This window comes from Parahaliea mediterranea, assembly GCF_017255185.1.
Classification (GTDB): domain Bacteria; phylum Pseudomonadota; class Gammaproteobacteria; order Pseudomonadales; family Halieaceae; genus JAFKCZ01.
The window spans coordinates 187,745-202,397 of sequence record NZ_JAFKCZ010000002.1 but is presented as its reverse complement, the minus strand read 5'-3'; the positions used below and the strand labels follow the sequence as shown (position 1 = coordinate 202,397).

At 64.1% G+C, this 14,653-nt stretch carries 14 protein-coding genes; 10 read left to right on the top strand and 4 right to left on the bottom strand.

The window, feature by feature from the left end; genetic code table 11:
* The first annotated feature begins 9 nt into the window (after positions 1 to 9).
* Positions 10 to 600, top strand: a complete 591-nt coding sequence (locus tag JYP50_RS03335; protein ID WP_241262797.1) for an NUDIX domain-containing protein — start codon at positions 10 to 12, stop codon at positions 598 to 600.
* On the opposite strand, the gene JYP50_RS03330 is transcribed toward JYP50_RS03335, so the two are convergent.
* Positions 577 to 1,125, bottom strand: a complete 549-nt coding sequence (locus tag JYP50_RS03330) for a hypothetical protein (RefSeq protein WP_206559051.1) — start codon at positions 1,123 to 1,125, stop codon at positions 577 to 579. The two genes, JYP50_RS03335 and JYP50_RS03330, sit on opposite strands and share 24 nt — an antisense overlap.
* Positions 1,125 to 1,715: a DUF924 family protein gene (locus tag JYP50_RS03325; RefSeq protein WP_206559050.1), complete on the bottom strand. Its 591-nt coding sequence runs from the start codon at positions 1,713 to 1,715 to the stop codon at positions 1,125 to 1,127. The genes JYP50_RS03330 and JYP50_RS03325 overlap by 1 nt, the downstream gene beginning before the upstream one ends.
* 153 nt (positions 1,716 to 1,868) lie before the next feature.
* Here JYP50_RS03325 and JYP50_RS03320 point away from each other — a divergent pair, with 153 nt between their 5' ends.
* The 4 genes from JYP50_RS03320 to JYP50_RS03305 all read left to right on the top strand — a co-directional run bounded on the left by JYP50_RS03320 (position 1,869) and on the right by JYP50_RS03305 (position 5,703).
* The gene (locus JYP50_RS03320; protein ID WP_206559049.1) at positions 1,869 to 2,501 is read left to right on the top strand and encodes an FKBP-type peptidyl-prolyl cis-trans isomerase; all 633 of its coding nucleotides are present in this window, start codon (positions 1,869 to 1,871) and stop codon (positions 2,499 to 2,501) included.
* Positions 2,502 to 2,515: 14 nt separating this feature from the next.
* Complete coding sequence (locus JYP50_RS03315; RefSeq protein WP_206559048.1) at positions 2,516 to 3,679, top strand: iron-containing alcohol dehydrogenase; 1,164 nt, start codon at positions 2,516 to 2,518, stop codon at positions 3,677 to 3,679.
* A gap of 348 nt (positions 3,680 to 4,027) precedes the next feature.
* Positions 4,028 to 4,825 carry a ParA family protein gene (locus JYP50_RS03310; RefSeq protein ID WP_206559047.1) on the top strand — a complete coding sequence of 266 codons (798 nt, stop codon included), beginning with the start codon at positions 4,028 to 4,030 and terminating at the stop codon, positions 4,823 to 4,825.
* A 425-nt stretch (positions 4,826 to 5,250) separates the two neighbouring features.
* Entirely contained in the window at positions 5,251 to 5,703 is a 453-nt protein-coding gene (locus JYP50_RS03305) for a nuclear transport factor 2 family protein (protein WP_206559046.1), read from the top strand.
* A gap of 28 nt (positions 5,704 to 5,731) precedes the next feature.
* Here JYP50_RS03305 and JYP50_RS03300 read toward each other — a convergent pair whose 3' ends face one another.
* Both JYP50_RS03300 and JYP50_RS03295 read right to left on the bottom strand, forming a co-directional pair.
* Positions 5,732 to 6,199, bottom strand: a complete 468-nt coding sequence (locus JYP50_RS03300; RefSeq protein ID WP_206559045.1) for an Lrp/AsnC family transcriptional regulator — start codon at positions 6,197 to 6,199, stop codon at positions 5,732 to 5,734.
* A 100-nt stretch (positions 6,200 to 6,299) separates the two neighbouring features.
* Positions 6,300 to 7,487: an amidohydrolase family protein gene (locus JYP50_RS03295; RefSeq protein WP_206559044.1), complete on the bottom strand. Its 1,188-nt coding sequence runs from the start codon at positions 7,485 to 7,487 to the stop codon at positions 6,300 to 6,302.
* 162 nt (positions 7,488 to 7,649) lie between these two features.
* Here JYP50_RS03295 and JYP50_RS03290 point away from each other — a divergent pair, with 162 nt between their 5' ends.
* The 5 genes from JYP50_RS03290 (at position 7,650) to JYP50_RS03270 (ending at position 14,597) form a co-directional block, all read left to right on the top strand.
* A complete protein-coding gene (locus tag JYP50_RS03290) occupies positions 7,650 to 9,647 on the top strand; it encodes a TonB-dependent receptor (RefSeq protein WP_206559043.1) in 1,998 nt (665 codons plus the stop codon).
* 87 nt (positions 9,648 to 9,734) lie between these two features.
* Positions 9,735 to 10,031, top strand: coding sequence for a hypothetical protein (locus JYP50_RS03285; RefSeq protein WP_206559042.1), 297 nt, complete (start codon positions 9,735 to 9,737; stop codon positions 10,029 to 10,031).
* A 28-nt stretch (positions 10,032 to 10,059) separates the two neighbouring features.
* Positions 10,060 to 10,506, top strand: a complete 447-nt coding sequence (locus JYP50_RS03280; protein ID WP_206559041.1) for a nuclear transport factor 2 family protein — start codon at positions 10,060 to 10,062, stop codon at positions 10,504 to 10,506.
* 92 nt (positions 10,507 to 10,598) lie between these two features.
* Entirely contained in the window at positions 10,599 to 12,143 is a 1,545-nt protein-coding gene (locus tag JYP50_RS03275) for a cryptochrome/photolyase family protein (protein WP_206559040.1), read from the top strand.
* 192 nt (positions 12,144 to 12,335) lie between these two features.
* A complete protein-coding gene (locus JYP50_RS03270) occupies positions 12,336 to 14,597 on the top strand; it encodes a TonB-dependent receptor domain-containing protein (RefSeq protein ID WP_241262776.1) in 2,262 nt (753 codons plus the stop codon).
* Positions 14,598 to 14,653 lie beyond the last annotated feature (56 nt).

Sequence of the window (14,653 nt, the reverse complement as noted above, 5' to 3'; positions counted from 1 at the left end):
CCCGTGACCATGAACTTCTGCCCGCAGTGCGGTCGGGCCCTCGAGCGCCACGTGGTGGGCGGCGAGCCGCGCCAGCACTGGTATTGCCGCGCCTGCAACGCGCCGCGTCACGATTTCCCGATGGTCGTGGTCACCTGTTTCGTGGCCAGTGGCCAGCGCCTGCTGTGGATGCGCCGGGCGCTGCCGCCAAAGGCCGGCTACTGGGCCATTCCGGGGGGCTTTCTGGAAAGCGGCGAGACCCTGGCGGAGGGCGCCGCGCGCGAGTTGCGCGAGGAGACCGGCGTGGTGCTGCCCGCCGAGCGCATGCAGTTGTACATGACCGGCACGATCACCTTTATCAACCAGGTCTACGTCGCCTTTCGCGCCACGGTGGACAGCGAGGTCACCCTGGCGGGAAGCGAGACCCTGGAGTGCGCCTTCTTCTCCCGCGAGGAGTGTCCCTGGGGGCAGGTCGCCTACCCGGAGGTGAACGACTCCATCGAGCAGGCCTATCGCGACCTGGCCACCGGGGAGTTTGCCATCTGGCACTCGGAGATGACCGAGCGCGGCTACCAGCGGCGCGCGGTCGCGCAGGAATCAGGGAGCGTTCGCGGCGCTTGAGTCGCGCGCGTTGGCGGCCGTGCCGGCGGGGCTGTAAAAGCCGTCGAACCAGGTCCGCCACTCCCCCCCGGCATCGCGCTGTTCGAAGAACTGGCGCACCCGGCCGTCGCCCAGCGGGCTCCAGCGCCCGCGGAAGGCTTTCGGCTCGCTTTCGCCGGGGTAGCGGATGGTGCCGATCAACAGCATGTCCTCGCCCTTCAGGGCGCCCCGCAGGTCGATGATGTGGCCGCCACTGTCTACCCAGAGCTGTCGCCACAGGCCCGTCTGCGGGCTGAAATAATTGAGGCTCTGGCCGGAGTTGCCGCCGACGCTGCGCCACTCCTCGCGCAGCGCGCAGCCGCCCTCGACCGAGGTGATCCGGTTGTGCCCGCGCAGTTTGCCGTCGCTGTCGTGCACCGCCCACTCGCCGAGCCAGAAGTCGAAGGCCCGGTAGGCCGGTTCGCCGGCGCAGTCGTGCCCCTGGGCCGCGGCCAGGCCCGGCAGGGCGCACAGCAAGAGCATCGTAGCCAGTCGTTTGACGCGCATCAGAATCCTCCGTGCTCGCGCAGGTGAGTCCGCTCGGCCTCGGTGGTGGCGCGGCCGAGGGTTTCGTTGCGGTGCGGGAAGCGGCCGAAGCGCTCGATCACGTCGCGGTGGGCCTCGGCGTAGCGGCGAAAGCCGGCCATGGCCTCGAGGCCGGTGACCGCTTCCAGTTCGCGGAACAGGTCCACGCACTCTTCCTGGGCATCCAGGCTCTCGCTGTGCTCCAGCGGCAGCAGCAGGAACACCTGGTGGATGGCGGGCAGGCGCTGGTGGCGGCCGCTGGCGATGGTGTCCTGGGCCAGTTGCAAGGCGCGTGCGTCGCCGCGAAAAGCCCGTTCGCTGCCCCGGAAGAGGTTGCGGGGAAACTGGTCCAGCAGGATGATCAGGGCGATCAGGCCGCGATCCAGTTCGGCCCAGGCGTCGAGCTCGCCGGCGAGCGCCTGCTCCACCCGCGCGCCGAAACGCTCGCCGATGAGCGCGTCGGTGGCCGCGTTCTTGCGAAACCACAGCGCGTGGCGGTCCTCTTGTGGCATGCCGGTGTCGTCCAGTTCGCCGAACCAGAAGTCCAGCACGGCCGCGATATCCTCGGTCATCCTCGGCTCTCCCTCGATGGGCCCTCGCTCGCCGGGCCCTCGATAGGCCCTCGCTGTCCGCCCCGGCCGCGCACCCGCTGGTCGCGATGTGATATGGTGCGGCCTCTTCCCCGGCATTTCGCCCAATACACCCCAGCATAGCGGAAATTTTCCATGGCACTACAACCCGAGGTGGATCTCAGCACCGACGAGCAGAAAGTCAGTTACGGCTTCGGCCTGCAGTTTGGCGACCAGCTGCGCCGCAATCACTTCGAGGGCATGGACCTGGAAGCGGTGGTGGCCGGCATGACCCACTGGTTTGAGCAGCAACAGGCCCTGCTCAGCGACGAGGAACTCAACCCCAGCTACCGCGCCATTCAGGACAGGCAGCAGGCCCAGGCCGCGGAACTGGCCGACAAGCGCGCGGCCCTGGCGGGGCAGTTCCTGGAGGCCAATGCCGCCCGCGAGGAGGTCACCACGACCGACAGCGGCCTGCAGTGGGAGGTGCTGGAATCCGGTGACGGCGCGCGCCCCGGTCCGCGCTCGAGGGTGGAGGTGCACTACCACGGCACCTTCGTTGACGGCACGGTGTTCGACAGCTCGGTGGAGCGCGGCGAGGCGGCGCAGTTCGGCGTGCACGAGGTGATTCCCGGCTGGACCGAGGCGCTGCAGCTGATGTCGGTCGGCGACAAATGGCGCATCGCCTGCCCGCCGGCGCTGGCCTATGGCGAGCAGGGCGCGGGCGGTACCATTCCACCGAACACCGCGCTGGTGTTCGAAGTGCACCTTATCGCCATCAAGGACTGACACCGGAGGCCGCGATGCCCGCCAATATCACCCTGCCGCGTATTCTGCGCATCGGCGCCGGCGCCAGCGCCGAACTGGTGGCCACCCTGCGGGAGCTGGGTTACGCGCGGCCCTTCGTGGTCACCGACCCCTTTATGGTGGCGTGCGGCTTCTGCGAACGCATCACCGCGCCGCTGGCGGCGGCGGGTATCGACTGGGGCATATTCGACGGCTGCGTGCCGGACCCGACCACCGACAGCGTGGCCGCCGCCCTGGCCCGGTTGCGCGCCGGCGATCACGACTGCCTGGTGGCGCTGGGGGGCGGCAGCTCCCTGGATACCGCCAAGGCGGTGGCGGTGCTGGCGCGCCACGGCGGCGAGATGCGCGACTACAAAGTGCCGGCCCCGGTGCACAGCGGCCTGCCGGTCATCGCCATCCCCACCACCGCGGGCACCGGCTCCGAGGTGACCCGGGCGGCGGTGATCACCGACACCGGCAGCGACGAGAAGATGCTGTGCATGGGCCTCGGGCTGGTGCCCGAGGCGGCCCTGGTGGATTTCGAGCTCACCCTCAGCATGCCCCGGCGGCTCACCGCCGATACCGGCCTGGACAGCCTGTGCCACGCCATTGAGGCCTATGTCAGTCGCCGCGCCAACCCCTTTACCGACGCCGTGGCGCTGACCGCCATGGGCGCCATCAGCCGCCACATCCGCACCGCCTGCGACGAGCCCGACAACCGCGCCGCCCGCGAGGCGATGATGCTCGCCGCCACCCAGGGCGGCATGGCCTTCGCCAATGCCTCGGTGACCCTGATTCACGGCATGAGTCGGCCGGTCGGCGCCCATTTCCACGTGCCCCACGGGCTGTCCAACGCCATGTTGCTGCCGGAGGTGACCGCCTGGTCGGTGTCCGGGGCGCCGGCGCGCTACGCCGACTGCGCGCGGGCCATGGGCCTGGCCGGCGACAGCGACCCCGAGCAACTCGCGCTGGATAAACTGGTGGCGGGGCTGCGCCAGTTGACCGCGGATCTCGAGGTCCCCGGCCCCCGGGAGTACGGTATCGACCCCGAGCGCTGGACCGCCTCCCTCGGGGTGATGGCCGAGCAGGCCCTGGCCTCGGGGTCCCCGGCCAACAACCCGCGGGTGCCCGGAGCGGCGGACATCGTGGCGCTCTACGAACGGGTGTGGGCGGGCGCATGATCCGGGGCCATTGGGTCGAATGAATTCGACCCTACACCGGAGACGGCAACACCCCCTGTAGGGCCGAATTCATTCGGCCAACACACACCGGCGCCCCCTTTTCGGGCCATTCATCCAACCAGCACCCACGCCCCCCCTGTAGGGCCGAATTCATTCGGCCAACACCCGCAGGCAATGCCCCCTTATCGGGCCGGCAGCGGGCCCCGCTTTTCGAGCCATTCGTTCGGCCACTGCGCCGCACTCCGGCGGCGCTGCGTGTTTTTTTGCGGTTTGCCGGTGACAGCGCCGCGGGCCTTTGATTAAATCGTGGGTCCCTTCCGCACAACAAATTCGTGGGTTACCGCACACATGAGACGCGTTGTATTCAACCAGAAGGGCGGTGTTGGCAAGACCAGCATCACCTGCAACCTCGCCGCCATCAGCGCCAGCCAGGGCTATCGCACCCTGGTGCTGGACCTGGACGTCCAGGGCAACACCACCCACTACCTGGTGGGTGAAATCGACGCCGAGGCCTTCCCCGCCGAGGCCCAGGGCGTGGCGGGCCTGTTCAAGCAGACCGTGGGCCCGCGCCGCATGCGCAACAACCCGGATTCCTTCGTCTGGGAGACGCCCTACGAGAACCTCTTCCTGATGCCCTCCAGCCCGGTGCTGACTACCCTGGAAAAGGAGCTGGAGTCCCGCTACAAAATCTACAAACTGCGCGACGCCCTGGAGAAGCTAGACGAGGAGTACGACCGTATCTACATCGATACGCCGCCTAACTTCAATTTCTTCTCCAAGTCCGCGCTGATCGCCGCCGATTCGGTGCTGGTGCCCTTCGACTGCGACAGCTTCGCCCGCCAGAGCCTCTACGCGCTGATGGAGAACATCGCCGAGTTGCAGGAAGACCACAACCCGGGCCTGGAAGTCGAGGGCATCGTCATCAACCAGTTCAACAGCCAGGCACGCCTGCCGGGAGAACTGGTGGCGGAACTGGAGGAGGAGGGCTACCCGGTGCTGGCCACCTACCTCAATACCTCGGTGAAGATGAAGGAGTCGCACCGCGAGCACCGGCCGCTGATCGATTTGGCCCCCAGCCACAAGCTCACCACCCAATACCTCGACCTGCACGCGGAACTCGAAGACGCCCTGTCGCGGGCGGCCTGAACTAAGTCCGCAGGGCCCCCACTGGCGCACGGAAACGGGTGCCGGTGGTGGAGCCGTTTGTTCCACACTGTGCGGTGTAGGCCGGCGCGCGGCTGTGCACGGTTGCAACCGTTTCCAGTAGGTCCTTTCCCGAGTTTTCCCGCCCCCTTTCAGCCCGGTCAGGAAGCTGTGCATCGTTTACTGCGGACACCACCGGGCACGAGCGGAGCTGATCGAGATCGGGCAAGGATGTGGGGTGTAATTTAATCGTTACGAAAATAAATATGGTTATTTGGTGGTCTTATAGGTTATATTTTTTATAGAAAATAATCGAAACGGTCATTTAATCGAAGTGCTTCTTCCGCCCGGCAAAATGTCCGATGTGCACGCGGTTCGCGCACCTGCCGACATGTGATGGAGCCTCCAGCCCGAGGACATTGCGAGAAATGCCAAGCCGTCACTACGATCCATCCGCTATTGAAGACATCAAAATTCTCAAGGCCCGCTATTTCAGGTACCTGGATACCAAGCAGTGGGACAAGTTTGCCGATTTGTTTACCGCCGATGCCGTCGGTGTCTGGGATGGCTTTGAGGAGGGGGGCTCGAGATTTGAAGGTGGCGCGCTGATTGCCGATACCATTCGCCGCAAATGCGCCGACGCGCTGACCGTGCACCACGGCCATATGCCTGAAATCCAACTGACGGGAGCCACCTCGGCCCGGGGGGTGTGGGCCATGTACGATTATGTGAAAATGCCGGAGGTGACCTTTGAAGGGCACGGTCACTACCACGAGGATTATGTGCTCACCAACGACGGCTGGAAAATCCATCGCCTGCGGCTGACCCGCCTGTCGCAGACCATCATCGAAGGTTCGGGAGCCTCGATGTTGGAAAAGTAAGCATTTGCCGCCCGGCCGGCCGGGACGCTCAGCTTGAGAGGAGCTTGGTGAACGCCTTTTCCACCTCCAGGATCATCATGGTATCGATGTCGGTGATGGCATCGTAGCTGCCCAGGTCCCGCTTGAGAAATTCCCCCAGGTGCTGCTGGTCCCGGAAAAACGCCCACACCATCATGTCGAAGCGGCCGGTGGTGACGATCACTGACTGCACGAAACTCCGCGCTTTCAACTCACTGGCAATGTCGTCAATGTACTTGTGCTGGACCGAGAGGCCCATGATCACATTGAGGTTATAGCCCAGCGCGAAGGGGTTGGACCAGCCGACGATCGAGATCAACTCATTGTCGATCAGCGCCGCCAGGCGCTTGCGGGCCGTTGTGCGGGTGATGCCGGCCTTCCTGGCAAGGTCGGCAATGGGCAGGCGCCCGTCTTTTTCGAGTTCGCTCATCAGCAGGGTGTCGATGTCATCGACCTGCGCGGGTGTGTCACGGCCCATAAATGCCTTCTGGTGCTAGGGGATTGTGATTGGAAATCATAGGGTTATGCGCCGCGCCTGTATATAGCCGCGGCGGCCTGGCGACGGGCTTTGCCGGCGATCAGTTGAACAGGGCCAACGCGTTGTCGCGCAGGATTCTGTGCTGTTCCGCGGCGGTGAGCCCCTGCAGTTCACTTTGGAACCGCGCTGGTTGTGCCAGGCCTTCCGGGTGGGGAAAGTCCGAGCCAAAGAGTATCTGCTCGCAGCCGATCAATTCGCGCAACTGCGCGATGTCGTCCTCCTGGTAGGGGGCCACCCAGATATGCCGGCGAAAAGTCTCGGTGGGTGGCTCGGCGAAGCTCCCCGGCATTTGTCCGAAGGCTTTGTTCAGCCGTTGCAGGCACAGTGGTACCCAGTCGGCGCCGTTCTCGATCGAGAGAACCTTGAGCCCGGGATATCGCGCGAACAGGCCTTCGCAAATCATCGAGGCCAGCGTGTCGCTGATCGCGCCGTCCGCAGCCCGGTCGTGCATATAGCCGCGCATGGGGCTGGAACCGAAGGCCAGGCCGCCGGCGCTGTGTGAGGAAATCCACATGTCGGCCTGTTCCTGGTAAAGCGTGTAGCTTTGGTGGAAGGCCACCCGCAGTCCCAGGTCCTCGACGGCTGCCCAGAACGGATAGAATGGGGCGGCCGCCGGTGAGCACCAGCCCGAGGCGGTGAGCACAGGTCCCGGACTCAGGTAGATCACGCGGGCGCCGTGTCGCGCCGCCCAATTGGCTTCCTGTACGGCCCAGTCAACGTCGGTGAGGGTGATGGCCGGCGCGGTGTGGATGCGCTCGTCATAGTTAAAGCGCCACTCTTCCAGCAGCCATCGATTGAAGGCCCCAAAGGTGGCGGTTAGCGCTTCCGGGTCCTCCTTGAGCGCGAACTCCATGCCGCAGCCCATGGAGGGAAACAGCAGGGTTTTGCCGATGTGCTGTTCGTCCATCAGTCGCAGTCGGGCGTCGGGTTCGCGGTAGGCGGCCCGGCATTCCTCCATATCGTTGTAGTAGTCGAGCATGGCTTTGCCTTCGGGGTTGATGCCGCGAAACCAATTGTCGAGAACGCCCGGTCGGGCGACGACATCGAAGGTGTCGTTGGGCACGAAGTTCAGCAGCTTGCCCGCCACCAGCATCCGCCGTTGGCCGTCGATCGTGGCCCACTGGACCGCACGCTCCGAGTAGGCCTTGGGGAGGTGGCGGGTGAAAGATGCTTCGTCTTCATAGTAGTGGTTGTCCGCGTCGAATAGCTCGAAGTTGATGTCGGTCATGGTTATTCCCTCCGCCGGGTACGCCGTGCGAGCGCTTGTTGAAATAGCGATTCGAATATAACGATATTGTCCAGTTAGGGCAATTGACAGTCAAAAATAACCCGTTATGATTATTTATGTAAATAGATTTGCTCGAATTGATAATTATAAGGAGGGCTGGTCATGCGGTATTCCGATTCCCCTGAGTGTCCGCGGCGGGCTTCGGCCGCGCGCGGGTCGGCCGGTTCCGCGCCGCCGGTGCGCGGTTTCGATGCAGTTCGCTGGCAGTATGGTGGCGCGGATCGGTGGCGGGCCTGCCTGCTTGCCCCCCTGCTGGCCACGGCAGTGCCGGCGTTGGGGGAGACGGGGGAGGCGCCGGCCGTGCAAATCGAGGAAGTGATCGTTACCGCGCGGAAAAAGTCCGAACCCCTACAGGATGCCCCCATTGCGATTACGGCGTTCTCCGCCGGCGACCTGGAGGCAAAGGGTATTTCGACGGTAACCGGGATCAATGGTTTTGTGCCAAACCTCCAGGCCATTCCGAGCCCCTCGAGCAGCGCCAATGTCGGTATGAGCATACGCGGCCTGTCGTCCGGGGACCCGTCTTTTGCCAGTGATCCCAAGGTGGGGCTGTACCTGGACGGCGTCTACATTGCCAAGAATTCCGGGGCGATCTTCGATGTGATTGATATCGAGGCGATTGAGGTACTGCGCGGCCCCCAGGGCACCTTGTGGGGCAAGAACACCACAGGTGGCGCCATCAACATTGCCACCCGAAAGCCCGGTGGAGAGCTGTATCTTCGCCAGGAATTGTCGGTGGGTAATTTCGGCTACTGGAAAACGCGAACCTCCCTCGACCTGCCGCAGAGCCATGGCGTAAGCGCCAGCCTCAACTTCCTGCGCAGCCGGGACGACGGTTTTTTCGATAACGTCAGTCGCGCGCCAGGGGTGGCGGAAAACCTGGGTACGCGGGATATCACCGCCTGGAGCGCACGCGTTCTCTGGCAGCCCGCCGACGAGCTTGTCATTGACTACGCCTTCGATAGCCAACACCAGGACGGCGTGCCAAAACCGATGCAGTTGCTGACCGTCAATCCGGACGCAGCGGTAGTGCCGTCGCTGGTGCCGGGTGTCGGTAACCCCTATGGCGAGGCCGTCGAGGTGGCCGATGGTCGCCACCGGCGCAGCACCTTCGATCTCGACTTCCAGCGCGAGGAGGACGTCGATATCAGCGGCCACCGGCTGAGTGTCGATGTGCCCACCGCAGTGGGCGTGCTACGCGCCATCACCGCGTACCGCGAGTACAGCGCCGAGCACCGGGGCCACGACGGGGACGGTGGCGGCTATTCGGTGCCGATTTATCACTCCGTGTTCGACAAGGCACATAAACAGCTTTCCCAGGAATTGCAGCTGCTTGGCGACGGCGGCGATGGCCGCTTCGATTACACCCTGGGCCTGTTTTACTTTGACGACGAGGCCAGCGAGTCCAACCCGCAGTTCATTGCCATCACCTCCGACATCGATGGCGATGGCCGTGTGGACGGTGTGTTGCCGCTGTCCGCGCTGGGCGTGGTCGTGCCCCTGGACTACGCCATTGATTCGACCTCGAAAGCCATTTACGGACAGCTCTACTACACCCCGCCGGTTGTCGAGGACAGGTTGACGATCTCCGTTGGGGTGCGCTACACCGAAGATGAAAAATCGGCAACGCTGGGCAATTCCACCATCAACCCGCCGGTTTCCAGCACGCGGGACTGGTCAAAGTTGACCAGCAGTCTCAGCCTGGTTTTCCAGGCTTCGGAGCAGGTCAGTCTTTACGGCAAATACGCCCACGGTTACAACGCGGGGGTATTCAATATCCGGGCGTCCACCGCCGAGGCCTTTGCGCAGCCCGCGGACGAGGAAAATATCCACTCCTTCGAGCTGGGAGCCAAGACGGAGTGGTTCGGCCGCCGTCTGCGGCTCAATGGCGCGTTGTTCTGGAACAGCTATGAGGATCTGCAGGTGTCCCAGTTTCGCGCCGGGGCCACGGGGGCATCCAGTATTATCGTCAACGCCGGAGAGGCGGATGCGAAAGGCGTCGAGGTGGAGCTGTTGGTCCTGCCAGTGCACTGGCTCAGGGTAAACCTCACCTACGGCTACATCGACATGGAGTACGCCGAGTATCGGGATGGCCAGTGAAATGATATAGCGCACATCGCCAAACCCCCTTATACCCCGGAGCACACCGCTTCGATTGGTGTTCAGGCCGACTTTTCGCTATTGGGTATGGACATGACCGCCCACGGGAACCTGTCGTATTCGGATGCCTACACCTTCAACCCCGTTCGCGATATTTATGCCAATGCGGATGCGTACCTGTTGACGGATGCGAGACTGGATATCGGCGGCTTCCGCGTGGCCGGCGGGGAGGCAAAAATTTCCTGCTGGGTCAGGAATGCCTTCGATGAGGAGTACCGGGAGTGGGGCGTTGATTTTGGTGTGGATGGCGGTGCCATTCCGATGGCGGCGGCTACCTTCGGCAATCCGAGGAGTTGGGGGGTGGATTTTGTCTACAGTTACTGAATGGGCCTTGTCTGGGGGAGGGGATACCGTGGAGCGTGGCAGTGAGAGATACGAAATCGAGCAGTTGCTGTACCAGTATGCGTGGATGGTCGATGAGCGGGAATGGTCCTTGATGGATACGATATTCGAGCCCGGGGCGAGCCTCGATTACACCAGTTGCGGCGGGCAGCACGGGCCCTACCGTTCCACCCTGGAGTGGTTGGCGCGCGCGCTGTCGGCCTGGCCGATCAACCTTCATTTTGTGTCCAACATCCGGATTGACCTGGAGAGCCCCGACCGCGCGAGTTCGCGTTGCTATTTCATGGCGCCGATGGGGCGACACCTGGAGGACGGCACCCAGGAATGTATCACTAATGCGGGCTACTACCTTGATACGTTGGTCAGGCTGCCTGAGGGATGGCGCATCCGGGAACGTGTATGCAGGCAAACCGTGATGATTGGCAACCTGCCACAGGAATACAAAATACCGCAGTGACAAGCATTGTGTGGTTGGTGCTCGCTTGTGGCGGGTAGTCTCGCCGTCGCGTCCTGGTTGGTCCGGTTTTAGTCCCGCCGCGTACCGAGGGCATGACCGACCGCCGTTTGATCCTGGTGCTGGGCGACCAGCTCAGCCGCGACAACCCCGCGCTGCGCGACGCGGTTCCCGGCCGCGACGAGGTGCTCCTCGCCGAGGTCCGGGAAGAGGCGGCCTACGTGCCCCACAACCGCCACAAGATCGCCCTGGTCTTCGCCGCCATGCGGCACTTCGCCGACACCCTGGCACAGGAGGGCTTCCAGGTGCATTACCGGCCCCTGGAAGCGGGCCTGGACTCGCTCGAGGCGGCGGTGGCCGCCACCTGCCGGCGGCGCCGCTATGCGGGCCTGTGGCTGTGTGAACCCGGCGAGTACCGCCTGCGCACGGCGATGGCGGGCTGGCGGCACCGCCTGGGCCTGCCGGTGGCGATCCTGGAGGACAGCCGCTTCCTGTGCAGTCACGCGCGATTCCGGGACTGGGCCCGGGGGCGTAAGCAGTTGCGCATGGAGCATTTCTACCGCGAGATGCGCCGTGACTACGGCGTGCTGCTGGAACCGGACGGCAGTCCCGCCGGCGGGCAATGGAACTACGACCGCGACAATCGCGAGGGCTGGCGCGATAAGGTGGCGATTCCCCCGCGCAGGGCGGTGCGCAATGACGCCCGGACCCGCGCGGTACTCGAGGCCGTGGCCGCCGCCTTCCCCAATAACCCGGGCGACCTGTCGCGCTTCGCGTTTGCCGTGACAGCGGGTCAGGCCCTGGCGGAGTTCGATTGGTTCTGCGAGCACGCCCTGCCCGATTTCGGGCGCTTCCAGGACGCCCTGGCGGACGGCGAGCCCTGGCTGTTCCACGCCCGTATCTCGATGTATCTCAATATCGGCCTGCTGGAGCCGCTGGCCCTGTGCCGCCAGGTCGAGGAAGCCTGGCGCCGGGGGCGCTGCTCCCTGGCCGCGGCCGAGGGCTTTATCCGCCAGGTGCTGGGCTGGCGAGAGTATGTGCGCGGCATCTACTGGCATTACATGCCGGGGTATGGTGAACGCAACGCGCTGGGCGCGAAGGCGCCGCTGCCGGATTTCTTCTGGGATGCCGACACCGACCTGCGCTGCCTGTCCCAAGCCCTGCGGCAAACACTGGACCTGGGCTATGCCCACCACATCCAGCGGCTGATGGTGATCGGCAATTTTGCCCTGTTGGCGGAGCTGGATGTCGGGGCGGTTTGCGACTGGTACCTGGCGGTCTACGTGGACGCCTTTGAATGGGTGGAGTTGCCCAATACCCTGGGCATGGCCCTGCACGCCGACGGCGGCCTGATGGCCAGCAAGCCCTACGCCGCCAGCGGCAAGTACATCCAGCGCCAGGGGAACCACTGCGCGCAGTGCCGTTTCAGTCCGGCGCGAACAACCGGGGAGGGCGCCTGCCCCTATAACGCGCTGTACTGGCGATTCATCCATCGGCATCAGCGGGCCTTCGAGGATAACCCGCGCATGGCTTTGGTCCTGGCCAATTGGCGCAAGCGCGGTACGTCCGCCCAGAACGCCATTCTCGATTGGGCCGATAGGCTCATGCGGGAACTGGTGCCCGGCGTCGACCCCCGATAGCAAAAAAACGATAGGAGTTTACCCCCGGGCTTCTTTGCATCATAATTGATAATCATTATCGTTTGTATTATCAGTTCATAAAGGGGGACCACAATGACATTGCAGGGATTTCAACGGGCCGCGCTGGCTGTAGCCGTTTCACACACTATTGCCCAGGCCGCCGTGGCCGAGGGCGCAGCCAGGTCGCGCGCCATGGAAGAAATGGTGGTGACGGCTTCGGGCTACGAGCAAAAACTGACCGACGCGCCGGCCAGCATCTCGGTGATTTCCCAGGAAGACATCCTCACCCGCCCCCACGCCAACCTGCTGGACATGCTCAAGTACCAGGAGGGGATCGATATCGGCACCAGCCGCGACAAGACCGGGCAGGGCACGGTCAGCATGCGCGGCCTGACCGGCGAGTACACGCTCTACCTGATCGACGGCAAACGCCAGAACAACCACGGCGATATCTACCCCAACAACTTTGGCGGCAATGCCTTCGGTCACATGCCCCCCGCCGAGGCGATCGAGCGCATCGAGGTGATCCGCGGGCCCGCATCGACTCTCTACGGCGCCGACGCCCTTGGCGGGGTGATCAATATCATCACCAAGAAAGTCAGCGACGAGTGGTTCGGTTCCACCAGCATCAGTGGCACCCTGCAGGAAAACGACGATTTCGGCAATGACACCCAGGTGGACTTCACCGCCACCGGGCCGCTGGTCGAGGGCAAGCTGGGCCTCGGGCTGCGCGGCAGTTACTACGAAACCGAGGCCTCCTCGCCCACCCTCGACCCGGTGTTCGACCCCAACGGCGAACGCCATGTGCGCAGTGTCGGTTTTGGCGGCGGCGGCCGCACCGTGGAGAGCGAAACCCAGGAGTACGGTCTCACCCTGACCTTTACGCCGGATGACCGCAATACCCTCCGTTTTGACTACGACAGTTCGAGCCAGGAGTACGACAATACGCCCATTGTCGACCCGGAAACCGGGGATTTGAGCTACCCCCTGGGCACCAAGGACAACATCGAGGCCCTGTGGCAGGAGCGGCGCGGTCAACTCAATCCGCGGGCCGGCTACGCCGCGGACCAGGAGTTTACCCGCGACTGGTGGTCATTGAGTCACGAGGGGCAGTGGCGCTTTGGTACCAGCTATCTGGCGTTGTCCCACGTGGACACCAAAAACGAAGGGCGTACCCTGCCGCTCACCGTGGACGAGCGCCTGCTGCTGGCGCAAATGTACTACGGTACCGGCGACTACGCCGGCATGCCCGAAGCCGAGCGCAAGGCCCTGGCGGAGGCGACCTTCCTGCCGCGGCCGGCGCGCCCCCTCGACAGCAGCCAGTACACCCTGGACGCGCGCCTGGACATTCCTCTTGAAGCCTACGGTAGCCACATGCTGGTGCTGGGCGGCCAGGTCATCGACGGCGAACTGGAAGACGGTGTGTTTGGCATGGAAAGCAACCGCCCCGGCGCCGTCCAGGAACAGAAGATGTACTCCCTGTTCGTCGAGGACAGCTGGACCCCGTGGTCGCCGCTGACCGTGACCGCCGGGGTGCGTTACGACGAGCACGATGTGTTCGGCAGCCAGGTGTCCCCGCGCCTCTACGGTGTGTATAGCCTGAACGGCACCTGGACCCTCAAGGGCGGCGTGGCCACCGGCTACAAGACGCCCCAGACCACCGACCTCTACGACGGCATCACCGGTTTCGGTGGCCAGGGCACCTCGCCCTTCGCCGGCAACCCCGAACTGGAGCCGGAAACCAGCGTCAACAGCGAGGTGGCGCTGTATTGGGACGGCGAGCAGGGGCACAAATTCAACGTCACCTACTTCAACACCCGCTTCGAGGACAAGATCGCCCGGGGCGACACCGTGATGAGCTGCGAGGTGACCGGTGGCGTTCGCCCCTGCGTCAACCTGGGCGCCTACGACCAGCTGGGTTACACCACCTACAGCCAGAAGATCAATATCGACGATGTCGACCTGCAAGGGGTGGAGGTGGCCGGGCGCTACCTGATCAGCGAGCGCTGGAGCCTGAACGCCAACTACACCTGGACCGACAGCGAACAGAAGAGCGGCCCCGAGGAGGGGCAACCCCTGACCAACACCGCCGAGCACATGGCCAACCTGACCCTGGACTGGCGGGTCCTCGACAGCCTGACCCTGTCGCTGCAGGGCGAGCTCCGCTCCGATCGCTACCGCGGCTGGAACAACGTGCTGGACAAGGCCCAGTACTACGAGGACTACGATCTGTGGAACCTGGGTATTCGCTACGCCGTCACCGAGCACATTACCCTGACCGGGCGGGTCAACAACCTGCTGGACGAGGATTTCACCACCTATAGCACGGAGTTCGTGGACCTCGATGGCGACGGCGTTTACGAGGCGGACTCGGACGAGGTGCAATTCAGCGACCACTACAACGTGATGGCGGCGGGGCGCAACTACTGGTTGAGCCTGCAATTCGCCTTCTGACGCGACACCGGAGCCGGCCGGCCGCGAGCGGCCACCGGCACCTGAACAAAAAACGG